This is a genomic window from Epilithonimonas caeni DSM 17710 (assembly GCF_000426465.1).
In the GTDB taxonomy this organism is placed as follows: Bacteria; Bacteroidota; Bacteroidia; order Flavobacteriales; family Weeksellaceae; genus Epilithonimonas; species Epilithonimonas caeni.
Window position 1 is genome coordinate 104,481 of sequence record NZ_KE384527.1, and the last position, 15,195, is coordinate 119,675.

At 38.8% G+C, this 15,195-nt stretch carries 15 protein-coding genes; 7 read left to right on the forward strand and 8 right to left on the reverse strand.

What is annotated here, in order from left to right; genetic code table 11:
* Positions 1-71 precede the first annotated feature (71 nt).
* The 3 genes from tnpA to acs all read left to right on the forward strand — a co-directional run bounded on the left by tnpA (position 72) and on the right by acs (position 3,014).
* Complete coding sequence (tnpA, locus tag K319_RS0115540) at positions 72-518, forward strand: IS200/IS605 family transposase (protein ID WP_027384428.1); 447 nt, start codon at positions 72-74, stop codon at positions 516-518.
* A gap of 113 nt (positions 519-631) precedes the next feature.
* Positions 632-994, forward strand: coding sequence for a response regulator transcription factor (locus tag K319_RS0115545; RefSeq protein WP_027384429.1), 363 nt, complete (start codon positions 632-634; stop codon positions 992-994).
* 112 nt (positions 995-1,106) lie between these two features.
* Positions 1,107-3,014: an acetate--CoA ligase gene (acs, locus tag K319_RS0115550; protein ID WP_027384430.1), complete on the forward strand. Its 1,908-nt coding sequence runs from the start codon at positions 1,107-1,109 to the stop codon at positions 3,012-3,014.
* Between the two features lie 207 nt (positions 3,015-3,221).
* On the opposite strand, the gene K319_RS0115555 is transcribed toward acs, so the two are convergent.
* From K319_RS0115555 to K319_RS0115575, 5 genes are all read right to left on the reverse strand, one after another.
* A complete protein-coding gene (locus K319_RS0115555; protein ID WP_027384431.1) occupies positions 3,222-3,785 on the reverse strand; it encodes a hypothetical protein in 564 nt (187 codons plus the stop codon).
* A gap of 99 nt (positions 3,786-3,884) precedes the next feature.
* Complete coding sequence (locus K319_RS0115560; protein WP_027384432.1) at positions 3,885-4,127, reverse strand: hypothetical protein; 243 nt, start codon at positions 4,125-4,127, stop codon at positions 3,885-3,887.
* Between the two features lie 135 nt (positions 4,128-4,262).
* Entirely contained in the window at positions 4,263-6,053 is a 1,791-nt protein-coding gene (locus tag K319_RS20605; protein ID WP_156907115.1) for a hypothetical protein, read from the reverse strand.
* A 75-nt stretch (positions 6,054-6,128) separates the two neighbouring features.
* On the reverse strand, positions 6,129-6,767 hold the full coding sequence (locus K319_RS0115570; RefSeq protein WP_027384433.1) for a hypothetical protein: 639 nt from the start codon (positions 6,765-6,767) through the stop codon (positions 6,129-6,131).
* A gap of 119 nt (positions 6,768-6,886) precedes the next feature.
* Positions 6,887-7,876, reverse strand: coding sequence for a helix-turn-helix transcriptional regulator (locus tag K319_RS0115575; RefSeq protein WP_027384434.1), 990 nt, complete (start codon positions 7,874-7,876; stop codon positions 6,887-6,889).
* Between K319_RS0115575 and K319_RS0115580 the strand changes: the two genes are divergently transcribed.
* Positions 7,876-8,217 carry a hypothetical protein gene (locus K319_RS0115580; protein ID WP_027384435.1) on the forward strand — a complete coding sequence of 114 codons (342 nt, stop codon included), beginning with the start codon at positions 7,876-7,878 and terminating at the stop codon, positions 8,215-8,217. The two genes, K319_RS0115575 and K319_RS0115580, sit on opposite strands and share 1 nt — an antisense overlap.
* A 138-nt stretch (positions 8,218-8,355) precedes the next feature.
* Here the strand turns inward: K319_RS0115580 and K319_RS0115585 are convergent, their stop codons facing one another.
* A complete protein-coding gene (locus K319_RS0115585) occupies positions 8,356-9,219 on the reverse strand; it encodes a T9SS-dependent choice-of-anchor J family protein (protein WP_027384436.1) in 864 nt (287 codons plus the stop codon).
* A 440-nt stretch (positions 9,220-9,659) separates the two neighbouring features.
* On the opposite strand from K319_RS0115585, the gene K319_RS0115590 reads away from it, so the two are divergent.
* Together K319_RS0115590 and K319_RS0115595 are read left to right on the forward strand one after the other, a co-directional pair.
* Positions 9,660-10,220 (forward strand): Crp/Fnr family transcriptional regulator, encoded by a 561-nt coding sequence (locus tag K319_RS0115590; RefSeq protein WP_027384437.1) that lies wholly within the window; start codon positions 9,660-9,662, stop codon positions 10,218-10,220.
* 84 nt (positions 10,221-10,304) lie between these two features.
* Entirely contained in the window at positions 10,305-11,066 is a 762-nt protein-coding gene (locus K319_RS0115595; RefSeq protein WP_027384438.1) for an SDR family oxidoreductase, read from the forward strand.
* Positions 11,067-11,133: 67 nt separating this feature from the next.
* Here K319_RS0115595 and K319_RS0115600 read toward each other — a convergent pair whose 3' ends face one another.
* Entirely contained in the window at positions 11,134-11,490 is a 357-nt protein-coding gene (locus tag K319_RS0115600; protein WP_027384439.1) for a winged helix-turn-helix transcriptional regulator, read from the reverse strand.
* Positions 11,491-11,598: 108 nt separating this feature from the next.
* Between K319_RS0115600 and K319_RS0115605 the strand changes: the two genes are divergently transcribed.
* Positions 11,599-12,345: an SDR family oxidoreductase gene (locus K319_RS0115605; protein WP_027384440.1), complete on the forward strand. Its 747-nt coding sequence runs from the start codon at positions 11,599-11,601 to the stop codon at positions 12,343-12,345.
* A 90-nt stretch (positions 12,346-12,435) separates the two neighbouring features.
* On the opposite strand, the gene K319_RS0115610 is transcribed toward K319_RS0115605, so the two are convergent.
* Entirely contained in the window at positions 12,436-15,183 is a 2,748-nt protein-coding gene (locus K319_RS0115610; RefSeq protein WP_027384441.1) for a fibronectin type III domain-containing protein, read from the reverse strand.
* Positions 15,184-15,195: the final 12 nt, after the last annotated feature.

Consider the following 15,195-nt stretch of genomic DNA (forward strand, 5'->3'; position numbering starts at 1 on the left):
CCGAACCCGAAGGGTTCAACAACAATAGCCTCGGGTAAAACCCGTGGTGCAATATTAAAAACAAAACACAAATGGGAACTTTTAGACAAATCTATTATCATATTGTTTTCGCAACAAAACATCGGAAACCAACAATCAACGAGAAAAATGAATCAGAACTTTATAAATATATCTGGGGAATTATTAAAAATAAAAAATGTCAATTATACAGAATCAACGGGATGCCAGAACACGTTCATATCTTTTGTGACCTTCATCCAAGCATCAATCTAAGCGATTTGGTAAAAGATATAAAAGTCGCAACAAATATTTGGATAAAGCAATCAGGATTATTTCCTGAGTTTGTTGGTTGGCAAGATAGTTATGGTGCATTTACATATTCGGTTAGAGAAAAAGACATGGTAATTAATTATATTAAAAATCAAAAAGAACATCATAGGAAACAAACATTCGAAGATGAATTTAGAAGATTATTAAATGAACACGGAATTGAATTTGATGAGAAATATTTGTTTTGAATTAATAGAATTCAACCCGTTTCACGGGTTGGCAAACGTTCCATTAATGAACCATAGGTTTCACCTACGGCTATTCAAATTGAACCCTTCGGGTTCTCCAAAAATAATTAAGAATGAAAAAAATATTAATAGCAGACGACGAACACAAGATCCTGATGTCTTTGGAATACAGTTTCAGGAAACAAGGTTATGAAGTTTTTATCGCACGAGACGGAACCGAAGTTTTAGAATTATTGAAAACCATAACCCCGGATGTGATCCTACTCGATATCATGATGCCAAATCTTGACGGTTACAGTACATTGAATGAAATTAAGACTATGGAAAGCCTCAACCACACCAAAGTGATTTTCCTGAGTGCAAAAACCAACCCGAAAGACATCGAAAAAGGATTGGAATCGGGCGCCGATGCTTACGTGACAAAACCTTATTCAATTAAAAAGTTGATTCAACAGATCGAGGAAATGCTGGGTTAAAGGCTCAAGAGACAAGGCAAAGTAAAAAGATAAAAATTCAAAAGGCTTCGAGAACCTCTGCCCGACAAATTATAGTTAAGTAATAAAGATTTTAAAATTAAAAATCAATAATATGAGAAATTATCACATCCAGAATTTACAGGATTATTTCAAGGAGTACAAAAAATCGATCAAAAATCCCAAGAAGTTTTGGGATAAAATTGCGGATGAGAATTTTGTGTGGTACCAGCGCTGGTCCAAGGTCGTAGATTACAATATGGAGGAAGCCAATATCAAGTGGTTCAAAAATGCCAAACTTAACATTACCAAAAACTGCCTGGACAGACATCTATCTGTAAGGGGTGATAAAACCGCCATTATCTGGGAACCAAACGACCCGAAAGAAGAAGCACAGCACATCAGCTTCAACGAACTCTACGAAAGAGTCAATAAAACTGCGAATGTCCTTCTTGAAATGGGAATCCAGAAAGGCGACAGAGTCTGCATCTATCTTCCTATGATTCCGGAACTGGCCGTTACAATGTTGGCTTGTGCCAAATTAGGAGCGGTCCACTCCGTAATATTTGCAGGATTTTCCGCTTCGGCTGTGGCATCGAGGGTGAATGACTGTGGTGCAAAAATGGTCATCACCTCAGACGGAAGTTACAGAGGGAACAAAGTTCTTGACCTAAAAAGCATCGTGGATGAAGCTTTGGAAAAAACGCCAACCGTAGAAAGTGTTTTGGTTGTCAAAAGAACGCACAACGATGTGAAGATGAAGGAAGGGCGAGACCACTGGATGTCGGAGTATTACGACAAGGCCTCTGCAGATTTCGTAACCGTTATTATGGATGCAGAAGATCCATTGTTCATTCTTTATACATCCGGCTCCACGGGAAAACCGAAGGGAATGCTTCACACTTGTGCAGGGTATATGGTCTACACGGCCTATACTTTCAAAAACGTATTTAATTATAAGGAAAATGATATCTATTGGTGTACGGCAGATATCGGGTGGATCACAGGACACTCGTACATTCTTTACGGACCATTATTGAACGGCGCGACAACCGTTATTTTTGAAGGAATCCCGACCTACCCTGATGCGGGAAGATTCTGGGAAGTGATTGAAAAGCATAAAGTAACCCAGTTCTACACGGCGCCGACTGCCATCCGCTCCTTAGCCAAAGAAAGTGTTGAATGGGTAGAAAAGCACGACCTTAGTTCTTTGAAAGTGATCGGTTCCGTTGGTGAGCCTATCAATGATGAAGCCTGGCATTGGTACAATGACCATGTCGGAAAGAAGAAATGCCCGATTGTAGATACCTGGTGGCAAACCGAAACCGGCGGGATCCTGATCTCTCCGATTCCTTTTGTAACGCCTACAAAACCAACCTACGCAACTTTACCTTTACCTGGGATACAGCCTGTTTTGATGGACGAAAAACGAAATGAGATCACAGGAAATCAAGTAACGGGGAATCTTTGTATCCGTTTTCCCTGGCCGGGAATAGCCAGAACGATCTGGGGAGACCATCAGCGTTATAAGGAAACCTACTTCTCAGCTTTCCCTGGGAAATATTTCACTGGTGACGGCGCTTTGAGAGATGAAGTGGGCTATTACAGGATCACTGGACGTGTGGATGATGTGATAATCGTGTCCGGGCACAATCTGGGGACAGCACCAATAGAAGACAGTATCAACGAGCACCCTGCAGTGGCAGAATCTGCAATTGTCGGTTACCCGCACGATATCAAAGGAAGCGCATTGTATGGTTTTGTGATCCTGAAAGAATCCGGTGAAGACCGAAACAAAGAGAACCTGGCAAAAGAGATCAACCAATTGATATCCGAACAGATCGGACCAATTGCAAAGCTTGACAAGATCCAGTTTGTATCCGGGTTACCGAAGACGCGTTCCGGGAAGATCATGCGCAGAATCCTGAGAAAGATCGCAGAAGGCGATTTCAGTAATTTTGGAGATACCTCTACACTGCTGAACCCTGAGATCGTGGATGAGATCAAGGATGAGAGAATTTAGGTTAATTATAAATCATTAATAATTAGTTGAGGGGTGTCTGGCTGAGGCTCTCGAAGCCGTTATAAAAAGATCAATCCTTTAGACCTTAAACTATAAAGCAAAAGCCACCTGAACTTGGGTGGCTTTTGTCATTTTGTCAGTTGATTTTGGGTGGCTATCGGTATAGGGTCGGTATACGCATTCTATACGCTAAGCTTGTTTTAGTTTTTAAAGCGTTTGGGTCATTTCTGTCACATTGGCAGGGTTGTCGGTTGCCTTAATTGTGATCTTATCCCCTGCAAGATCTTTGTTACCTTCTGTTGCTGTATAGATCCACTCGAAGCCGGAATCTACCGCTGAACCCTCTTCTACCAGACTGCCATCTTCATTTTCTATTGTTACAGTGACCGCTTTTACTGCAAAATCATCCAGTACCTTTATTCTAATGACATCTCCTTTTTCACCTGTATAACCAGACAGGTCTATGCTTTCTATGTCCGGTGCCTTCAGGAGATCGGCAACCGCTACATTATATATACTGATGCCTTTGGATGCGTCTGCTGCGGCAGAGTACATTTGGTTTTGATCCGGATCTTTCATAACCGATTTGGCGTAGAGGGTCGCTTTTTGGAATTTGCGCTGATGCTCTTTCTGATTCTCTGTATAATCTCCGACTCTTTCTCTTGGTGCTCTGGAGACAATGGTTTTGCCGTTTCTCTGGCTGAAGACGATCAGGTCGCCTACTTTGCCACTAAGCCCATGTGTGATGATGTTATTTTTACTTTCTGCCATCGTTTGTGATTTTAAAGGATTAATAAAATATTTGAAATCGTATCTAGTTAAATAATCAATTTTGATTATTAAATCGTAAATCCGCAATATCTTTCATGTTTAAGTAAGGATCAGTTCTTTCTTAATCTCTGTAAATGGTGCAAAAACATCATTATCCGGTAATGATATTACAATATCAACTATGGATTGTATAGACTGGTAGTCCTTAGTATCTAAATCTATAAGGGACTGAAGTTCTTTCATTTTTAGACGTTGCCCTTTTAAGTTATTTAAAATCGCAGAAATTGAATCCAGAAAACCATCTAAGTTTTTTATCCGAACTGATTGTACTTGCTTATCCATCTGTAAAGTGTTGCTTTAGGAAATTACTATTCCAAAAAAATTACAGATGCGGGATATTTCTACCCCGCGCTCTGTAACGGCTTGCTTGATCAGGCTTCCGATATGGATGTTTTAAAATCCATTTATTAATTGAAATTAATGTTTGTTAATACCATTATGCTCAGCTTTTTCAAGAGCCCAGGCAAAAGCATTGGCTGTGAATATTGAATTATATACATTCATCTCATATGCAGCGGCACCATTTCCGTAATTAGGTTTAAAAACCGGAAAATTGCTGGCGTTTAAAAAGAATGGACAAACGGTATCTGAAGTTCCACCATTATTTGAATTGAAACCACCGTCACCTACCCAGATAAAATTGAGAGTATTATGCCTGAATGCAGTAACACGACCAACAGTTCCAGAAGGTGATGCCGTTGAAATATTAGTATCTCCTGTATAAACAGTGATTTCGCTGGAAGGCAATCCCGTGGCATAAGCTGTTGAGGAAGCATCTTCTCCCCATTGTAACCCTCTGATATCACCAAAAGGACCATTCAAAATAGAATCATTTGTCAATGGTAATTTGTATAATGCTCCTGCACTATTTACGACCCCTGTAGATACTGAAGCATCAAAGACGGCTCTTAAAATATTCTGTGCACCGGAAGGACTTTCAACAAAAGCTAAAACGACACCTCCTTTTGCGAGATAGTTTGCTATTACCTGAGCTTCAGCAGCATTTGCTCCCCAAGCATATCCTATTACAATAATATCTACTGGATTACTACCTGTGGTCCAGCTGGTAAGCTGAGCTGCCGATGGTGAATCTGTTCCGTTTATAATCTGGTCCCATCCTTCATATTTAACTACACTATTTGCTAGAGTACCGTAATTTGTTGCAGTTGTAATTAGTCTATTTGAAGCTGCGGTACCTGACAAATTATAACCAAACCCATCGGCATCTGCCCCTATTGCTAATAATCTTTTTTTAGGGATAACAACGATCACATTGACATTACAGGTTGTAGAAACGCCACCCTGACTATCCGAAGTTATCGTTAATGTTTTGGCTGTGGTAGAAGAAGGGGCTCCTGTTCCGTTTAGAGTAATATTCTGATTACCGGTTGCTGTAAAGGTTCCTGAACCACTAAATGAAATCCCATCTACTGTATTAGTAGTAACAGTATAGCTTCCCAATGCCGTCACATTTACCGGTAAGGTAATGGTATTATTTGTTGTAAGTGCTGTGCCGACTTTATAAACTCCGTTCACTATTGCCGAACCACAACTCATTGTATAAGTCCCTGCCGCTGACAATACGGTTACCGTTCGCTCAGGTGTACAAATAACATCTATACCGTTTGCATTGATTGCCAAATTATCTGTTTGTACAGCTACCGGAGTTCCTTGTCCTGTGGCCTGTATGGTGTAAGAACCTGTGTTAAGAAAAGTGCCGGATGCAAAGAAACTATAACCATTGGTTGTAGTTGCCAGAAAAGTATATTCTCCTGCTTTGGTGACCGTCACAGGAATCGAAAGATAATTAGAGGCAGTAAGCTCTCTTCCTTCCACATAAGTTCCATTAACCTGCAGAGCTGTACAGTCGAATGTGAATTGAGATTTACCCAACTTACCACAAAGGCTTTTCCATTCCTGTTCAGCATTATTCCAATAATTATAGCAGTCTTCTGTTGTATTATAAATCAGCAGACTGTTTTGTGAAGCCCCCATATTCGGAGTGAGCTGTGCATCCCGTTGCGCTTCGGTATAACGCTGAATGATGATACCGCTGTATTTATCAGGATCAGCACTTGCGGGGTCCATTCTTTCAGAAATATGTAGTCCTGCATATGCATTAGGTTTATCTGTGTTGATGCCCACTTGTCCATATATATTGATGCTTGTCAAAAACATCAATATGAACAAATTATATATATTTTTCATCTTGTTGGTTTTTTAAATTAAGTTAAATTGGTTGTTGTCTAAGTGTTAATTACATTTTTTGAACTTATAACACGGTTATGAGAATTTAGAAAATATGGGAGGCGGACGGATGCTGTGAAAATTTGGTATAGATCGAATCTGTGTTGAAGTACTATTTTGGTGAGCTATGCTTTTGCCTCCAAAATCAGTAGCAAACTGAACTGTGTCACTTTTTAAAACGGCTAACAGTTTATCACAATTACTGTTGGCTGGTGCGACAGCTGTCAGAAAATGGTTCGTAAGAAGTGTAAATTTATCACTGTCATTATTGTTTTTAAAAGTAGATTTTAAACTAATTTCATTATCTTTAGATTTAACGATTGTTTTGCGCTTCTTAGATATTAAAGGTTTTGCACTTTTCTTCGGATGTTTATATCTTAAATCAGCAAAATGTATTTTTGACTTAGTATTTTCTCGTAATCCTGTGGTTGTAGTCCCGTCTAAAACATAGATGTTATCGGAATAGTCGGAATCATCTAGGTGATTTTCAGAGATTATTTTTGTCCCTTTTGTAATGTATATACTGTTATTTTCCCTTTGATAAATCTGGGATTGACCTGGAAAGTAGATGAGAAAGAACAGAAAAATATATACAGCACAAGTTCTCTCAATTTTAAATGCATCAAATAAGAGTAGCTGGTGTCTGTAATTTTTAAAATCGTCCTGATGTATCAATTCCTAAATCTTTTATTTTGATAAAGATTGATACAAAAGTATTTTAGGGCAGAATAAAAAGAGGCTCTGGAACCCTCTCGGTCACGCTTGCGAGTGAAAACGAGGGGATTATTTCATTTTTAAATATTTGAAAACCAATCCTTTGAATTTTCATCAATTTGTATCGCCAATTTTTTCCTCAACCTGTACTTTTTACTTTCCACCGATTTTATAGATGAGTTTGTATAGATAGCAATCTGTTTTGTTGTGAAACCAAGTTTTAGCATACCGCAGTATTTTAAATCGGAAAGAGTTAAGGGGACGGAAGAAGTATTGTTTATTTTATTATAAAAATCCGGAAAGAATTTATTGAACTTTTCGACAAAAAGCGCATCATTTATTTGAGCCGATTCTACAAGATGCTTGAGACTTTCCTCAGTAATGTCATCCGCACTGATTAATTCTCTTACACGAACCAATTCATTTTTTAAATTCTCAATTTGTTCCCGCTTGTAAAGATTCCTGTTTAATGTAAAATAATATTCTTCTCTTTTGACCTGAAAAAAATAGGAATTCAGCATCAGGATAGACAGCATACAACTAATGTTGAGAAGTAATAAAGTATTTCTGAAACCAAAATATTTTTCACTGTTCCTTATCAATGTGAAGTTGCTTCCTGCAGAGAGATACAGGTTGGAAAGAATAAATAAAAGGATAAAGATAACAAACATTTTGTTTTCCTTTATGGAGAAAAAGATAAATACGGCAGACAGCATAGGGAAATAGAAAAGGAAGATTCCGCTTTCCAGTCCGCATAAAGAAGAATAGTAGGTCGTAATACTGCACAACAATAAAAATATAAACGAGATTGCATATTTATTAGTTCTCAGTGATTTGAAAAAAGCAAAAGATGCATAAAACAGCGAAGATACAGCGAGAAGAATGTATGTAGTTGTGCCAAAACCTATGAACAAAAAGCTAAAAAAGCATTGGACCGAAAAAATAATGGCAAGCAGAAAGAGATACTGGTTCGTCAATATAATCGAATCCCTGTTTTTAAGAGATAATCCCGATTCTTCTAGTCCCCAATATGAAACCCGCTCGTACAAACGAAGAAAAATTTTACTCATTGGTCAATTATTTAATTTATCTGAAAAGTCACAAAAAAAACGTGGGCAAATTCCCTGCTTGTTACGGAAGCCCGACCAAAGGCAATAACACAAAGCAAAAGGAACGCCCACGAATACCGCAGGCACTTCAACTTTTCTTCCCGTGTCACTTTGAAAAATTTGGTCGTATTTCCGCAACAGGATCAAAAGCGAAACGCTATATTTTAAATGATTTTATTTCAAATTACTATATAAATTTAAGTATTGCAAAGATAACCATTTACATTATGAATCAAATTTTATTAAATATTAGTCAGAAATCTGGTTTTAAAACTTTTCAAAATATTTTAATTATTTACTGAATATCCTGTTAAACAAAATCACTTGACATTGATCTGATAATAGACAGTCTATCAACTTAAGAATTTCCAGATAAGTTTCTTTTAAATCAATAAAACCGCTCTGCTAGAGCGGTTTCGTTTACGTTGATAGTCAAAGAATTATTCCACAATGAGCTTGGACGAGAATCCGCCATTAGTTTTCAGGATATAATTGCCTTTGGGTATTTTTAGGCTAATACTATTGCTTCCTTTTATCAAATCAAAAGAGGTTACTTTTTTACCTGTTGCATCGTATAAGGTTGCACTGGCAGCTTCTAAGCTATGAACCATCAGAGTCTTGTTTTTTACAGGATTTTGTGATATAAAGAAATTATTCTTTCGTGGCACTTCCATATTATCCAACGTCGAATTTTCACCAATGACCACATCATCAATCAATAACAGGAATTTGTCATTGGAATTATTCCTAAAAGCGATTCTAAAGGTACTTCCCAGATAGCTTGTAAGATCGATCTCGCGCGCTGTCCAGGCAGAGTTTTCTGCTGCAACACTGGTCAAAACCGTAGAATTTGTAATCTGGTTACCTATAGTTCCTGAACCTCCTGTGGGAACATTGGGGCTTAGCATGATTCTTACTTCATACCCATCCCTATATTCTGGATCATAGGCGATGGCATTCCATTTCATTTTAAAGTTTCCGGTTGATGGCAAGGTAACTTCCGGCGTCCACATCCAGTCATTAGCTGCGCCAAAAGGGTTATACCAAGAGGTACTTATTGCTACCGAATCTAATACGTTGTTGGAAAAATCCTCCCTCCTTTCCCAAGCATCGTTGACATATGCTACTGCCGAAGCCGGTGTTCTATTATCTACATTTCTAAGTAACCAGCCGGAAGGAAAAGTATATGTCCCCGCCCCTCCGGCTGTGGGACCGGCAATACCATCAAAATCTTCTTGAAAAATGATTTGTGAAGAAAACAAATTAGCGATTAACGCCAAGAGAACTAAGTAAATTTTTTTCATAATATAATTTTTTATTGATATCAAATTTACATTATTTTTAAATAGAAACATTTATAATCAAATTATTATTATAAAACAATTTGATTATTTGAATTTTATTTTAAATTTTAACTTTAATTAACAAATTATAAAATAAAGACATCACAAATAGAGAGCTAATCAGATCAAGGATTTCGTAGAAAAGTAGGATATCAAGAAATAACTTAAAAGATCTCTGATCAATTGTGATATATATATAGCGAGAATCTGCAATCCATACCCGCAAAAGCAAAGCATACTTTAGGAAGTGTAATTTTTTAAGTATCAAAACCAAGATTTGCCAAACCGCATTATCTTCTATATAAAAGTATAAAAAAGCATCATAAAAAACTGAGGCCAACCTTCGACTATTTTTACCAATTGGTAAATCAATCTTCAATTAAGTTCTTTAATTTGGCAGCATGAAAGAACTTATTAATTATCTTTTACAATTTGGGAACCTGAACCCGCAGCAGATCGACCTCATCGCTCAAAAAGCTGTTGAAAAGGAACTTCGGAAAGATGACTATTTTGTGGAGGCAGGAAGGATGTTCAATGATGTGATCTTCATTCTGGAAGGTATTTTGCGTATCTGCTATTACAATAATGAAGGAGACGAGATCACAAAGTATTTCGTAGATGAAAACCATCTCCTCGCCAATCCATACCAAGGGGAACCGATGACAGAATATATCCAAGCGACCACAGATTGCAGATTTCTGATCTTTTCGCAGAAAGACTGGCAGGAACTTTCCAACACCATTATCGGCTGGGATGTTATTGTCAACAAGATCTTCCAGAAAGCGATGATGGAAAAACTGGACAGAAGAAGTTCTCTGGTTTCCGAAGATGCCACTACGCGTTATCTGGAATTTCTGGAGAAATTCCCGACCCTTGCCAACCGTGTTCCACTATCTTATATCGCATCATATCTGGGCATCACACAACAATCCCTGAGCAGGATCCGAAAAAACATCCGCTAATAAAAGTGCTTTTTACCAAATGGTAAATAAGGTCATCTCTGATTGTGACAACTTTGCAATATCAATTTTAAATCATCAGAAAAAATGAAAAAAGCATTCATAACAGGAGCCAACAAAAGTATCGGCTTCGAAACCGCAAGACAACTATTGCAACAAGGATATTATGTTTATCTCGGAAGCAGAAACCTGGAAAATGGACAGCAAGCCGTTGAGCAGCTAAAGTCAGAAGGTTTAGTTAATGTAGAAGTTATCCAAATCGATGTCACTGACGAAGAATCGGTGAAAAATGCCAGAAAAGAAATCGGAAGCAAAACAGATGTTCTGGATGTTCTCATCAACAATTCGGGAATATCGGGAGCGCAGTTTGATGAAAATGGCGATTACATCCCGCAGACTGCCGAACATACAAGTATCGGAGTCTTTAAAGAAGTTTACGAGATCAATGTGTATGGTGTGATAAGGGTGACCCAGACATTCCTGGACCTGCTGAAAAAATCGGACGCGCCGAGAATTGTGATGGTCAGCTCCAGCCAGGGATCTATTACGCTACACAGCGACCTAACCTACAAATATTACAACTTCAAAGGCGCGGTCTATCTTTCTTCCAAAGCCGCTCTTAATATGTACACTGTGAATCTGGCCTATGAATTCAGGGATACCGAGTTCAAGATCAATGCGGTGAGTCCTGGATTTACTAAAACCGATTTCAATAATAATCGTGGAACCGGCACAGTAGAAGACGCAGGAAAACGAATCGTGAAATATGCTGTCATCGACCAAAATGGGCCTACGGGAAAATTCTTCTGTGAAGAAACCAATCCGGAAACGGGAGAAATCCCTTGGTAATTAGAATATAAAAAACCGCTCATTAAAGAGCGGTTTTTGCTTATAGCATTAAGGCCATTCATTTAAATTATCCTTCCACAATTTTTTTTCTGTGCTCAACTCCCCATTCGTGAAGATTGTTGATGATGGTTTTCAACGTGTTCCCGTGATCGGTAAGCGTATATTCTATACTTACGGGTTGGGTGTCCAGTACGTTCCTGCGGATGAGTTTGTTAAATTCCAGTTCTTTCAGTTCCTTGCTGAGCATACGGTTGGATATACCATCGATGTCATTCAGAATATCTGAAAATCTACGTTTGTTATAATAGCATATAGAGGATAAGACCGCTATTTTCCATTTGCCATGGAGAACATCCATAGAATCTTGTACTGCACGCATTTCTTTTTTATATTCCTGTTGAAAATCTTTTGTCTTGCACTCCATATTGTTACTTTGTTACACCGTTGTTACTGTTATTTTTCGGTACAAAGTTACTAAAAGTAACTAAATAGCCATACATTTGCTCAGTAAAAAACAATAAAAATAATTACAATGAGTTTTACAGACAAAAATGTAGTGATCACAGGCGGAAGCACAGGAATAGGGTTTGCAACAGCAAAAGCTTTTCTAGAAGCCGGAGCCAACGTTCTGATCACTGGCAGAAATGCCGACAACCTTAAAAGTGCGGAAGAAAGGATCGACAATCCAAAACTGAAGACCCTGGTTTCAGACACTTCAAATTTATCGGGAATTGCCGTGTTGGAAAAATACGTAGCCGAAAGCGGAAATAAAGTAGATGTCCTGTTCCTAAATGCCGGAACAGCGGTTTTTACCCCTATTGAGCAAACTACAGAAGAAGATTTCGATTATCAATTCAATACAAATGTCAAGGGTTATTATTTCACTTTACAAAAAATGATCCCTTATTTTACGGAAGGATCTTCGGTGGTATTCAATTCTTCAACCGTTGCTACAACTGCACAGATGTACGGAAGCGTTTATTCTGCAACGAAAGGAGCCGTCAATAAAATTGCGCAAATCGCAGCCAATGAACTGGCAGAAAGGAAAATCCGAGTTAATATTGTAAGTCCCGGCCCCACAAAGACGGAAGGTTTTGACAAAGCGGTTCCAAGTCTTGAAATGCAGAATGAGTTTGCCAAATCTGTCGCACTGGGAAGAATGGGTGACCCTTCGGAAATCGCAAAGGCAGTTCTTTTCTTAGCTTCCGATCAGGCAAGTTTCATTACGGGTACAGAGTTATTGGTTGATGGTGGAGCAATCGGATATTTGTTGAAATAGTATCTTTTCTCAACATCCCTGTTCTCAATACAACAAAACCGCCCTTAAGAGAGCGGTTTTATTGTCTAATTTTCAAAGTAAAAAAGAGAACTACTTCACTATTATCTTCACTGTATACAATTTGTTTGAATGTACTTTCATAACGTAAGTCCCTGTCGGGAGACTTTGATTGATGATAGAGTAATTCATACTGTTGATGTTTTTGGAAGTGTAGAACAAGCTTCCCGTCATATCATAGATATCGATCTGATCGATCGGATATTTGGATCTCAGGAATGTTTTATCACCTTTGTTCACGGGATTCGGATATACCTGCAGCTCATTGTTGTGAGCATCCGGAGCCGTTGTCCCCAGTGTACTGTCCATCATCTGGAATTGTACCCGGTTGGAAACCTCGTTGTAAGAATCATTGGTAAAGATCACTATAAAATAATCACCTACTTCCTTCGGCATATTTTCACTAGGGATCTGAAGGCTTCCACCTGGTTTACCATCGAAATAAGTATAACTTACAAGTGGGTCGATATTGGGATCATCGTTCTTGTGATAGATCCCGATCCAGTCTTTCACGATTCCCGGTGCATCTGTCCATGTTGCAATGATATTCTCGTTCAGGTTGAACATCGTTTTGTTTATCATCAATTGCGTGATACCATCGCCCACCTGGAAGAACAATTTATTGCCCACAGCCTGGTAGCCATCCTCCAACATATATTGGATATAATAATAACCTTTTGCCAAACCACTGAAAGTGAATGTTCCGTTCGTTTTTCCGTCAATATATTTCCATTGTACAGAGTTAACTTCTCCCGGCGTTTGTCCCACTTTATAGATCCCAACCCAGTCTTTGGCCAAAGCAGGTGCATTTGCAAAATTTACAGTAACGGCATTTCCTACCTCATAAACATTCTTATCCGACGACAACTCTACAAACGGACCAACGTAGAAGTATTTTCTATCAGCAAGTTCGGTATAAGAATCGTTGCTGAAAATAGCAGCATAGTACATCCCCGGCGTTGCAAGTCCAGTACCGAAAGTCATTGTGCCACTCACCTGTCCATTGGTATAACCCCACTTCTGTGAAGGCGAAGAACCGGAAGGTGTCTGTGATTTTTTATAAAGCCCGATCCAGTCTTTTGCATTGCCCGGTGTATCCGTATAGATCACTTTTATCGGCGTATTAGGCTTATAGGCAATCGTATCGGTTTCGATCTTTGTATTGACCGCGGTACTGTTGATGATATTAAAAGATTTTACAGCACTCCAGTCCGACCAACTCAAATTTCTGTCCCTATGTCTTACTTTTGTGTAATATGTTCCATTGGTAAGTGTTCCTGCCTCCAAAGTAGCTTTTGTAATATCGACACCTTCGTTCAGGTCTTTGGATTCATCCACACGGCTTCCTTTTTTTCCGTAAAGATTTTCATAATCCCTGTAAATGTCTTTTTCCAAAATACTGAAATCCGGTGTTTTCGAAAATACAAACTCTGTAGAGTTCATCAATTCATCCGAAGTTGTACTATAAGCACTACTTTCCACAGTTAAGGGCAGTTCCAGATTCTGACCTGTAAAGTTGTTAAGAATCGATGGTGTGTCAGGTTTAGTTTTGTTCTTGGCAGAATGGAAAGAATCCATCAAGACATTATCCTTCCATTCGTAGATACTTCCGATCGAGTAAGATTCTACATTGAATGTCCCTTTATTAATATCCACATCTATGATCTGATACATCCAGTTGGATATCGTTTTCTGGACATCATCAAAATCCTGCTCTGTAGCCATTCCCCAATACTGGTCCCAGGCGACGCCACCTGAAATGATCTGATAGGTAGGAAAATTTTTAAGCTGTCCCCTGTGATACAAATGATGATGAGCCCCGATATGCAATACGTGCTTACCAGATGTATTCAAAACAGGCATTACCGTATTACGAATCCAAGTAGAAATATCTCCAACGTATTGCTCTGCCTGATATGGTCTGTGCCCTTGAGAGACGATCCAATCCACTGTAGAATCCTGATTCGCTAATGGCAAGATCTGATTGAGCCAATTTAACTGAGCCGCACTCGGGTGTTCCGTATCAAAGCAAATAAACAGGACATTCCCAACCTGTCTTGCATAATATGCCTCTGAACCGGAAGAAACACCTTTATAAGAAATATCATCCAGAACAAAATGGTCGTAATAAGCCTGCATGCCAAGTGTTCCGTAGGTCTCATGATTTCCTACCAAAGTCTGTGTCGGTAACAATCCAGAAAGCTTTCTGTTCTTTTTGAAGTGGACATTCTCATAATGGTCCAGCGTACCAACATCTACCTGATCGCCCATCATCACTGTCATTGCGATATTATCGGAAGGATCTTTGCCATAACCCCAAAGCTTAGCGATCTTTCTCTTGGCTGCAGAAACCAACGAGTCAAATCTCGGCACATCCCGCATCTGATTGTCCCCCAAAACCAAAAATCTCAAATGTCCATCTGCAGTTGCAGCCTGCCCGGGCAACGGCAATGTCCTGAACGAATGAACCTGAGAAACTCTGTTTCCTGTTTTAACCCTGTAATAATACTTGGTGTTAGCCGACAGACCACTGACCTTAACAGTATGGTAATAATAGTTGGCATTATAACCTGTGTCCGAGAACACTCTGGCAGTAGCGCTTGAAGTTTTGTCGAGTTGTGTTTCGGAGTTGCCGTACTCAACAACAGATTCATTGTTGCTTTCGGTTTTCCAGCTGACCGTCATGGAAGTCTGAGAAGGTGCCTGCAAGTAAGGAAACAGTTCCTGTGCAAAGATGACCTTATAAAATAATAAGATCAAGAAGATAAATGTCTTTTTCATTTAGATTACTTT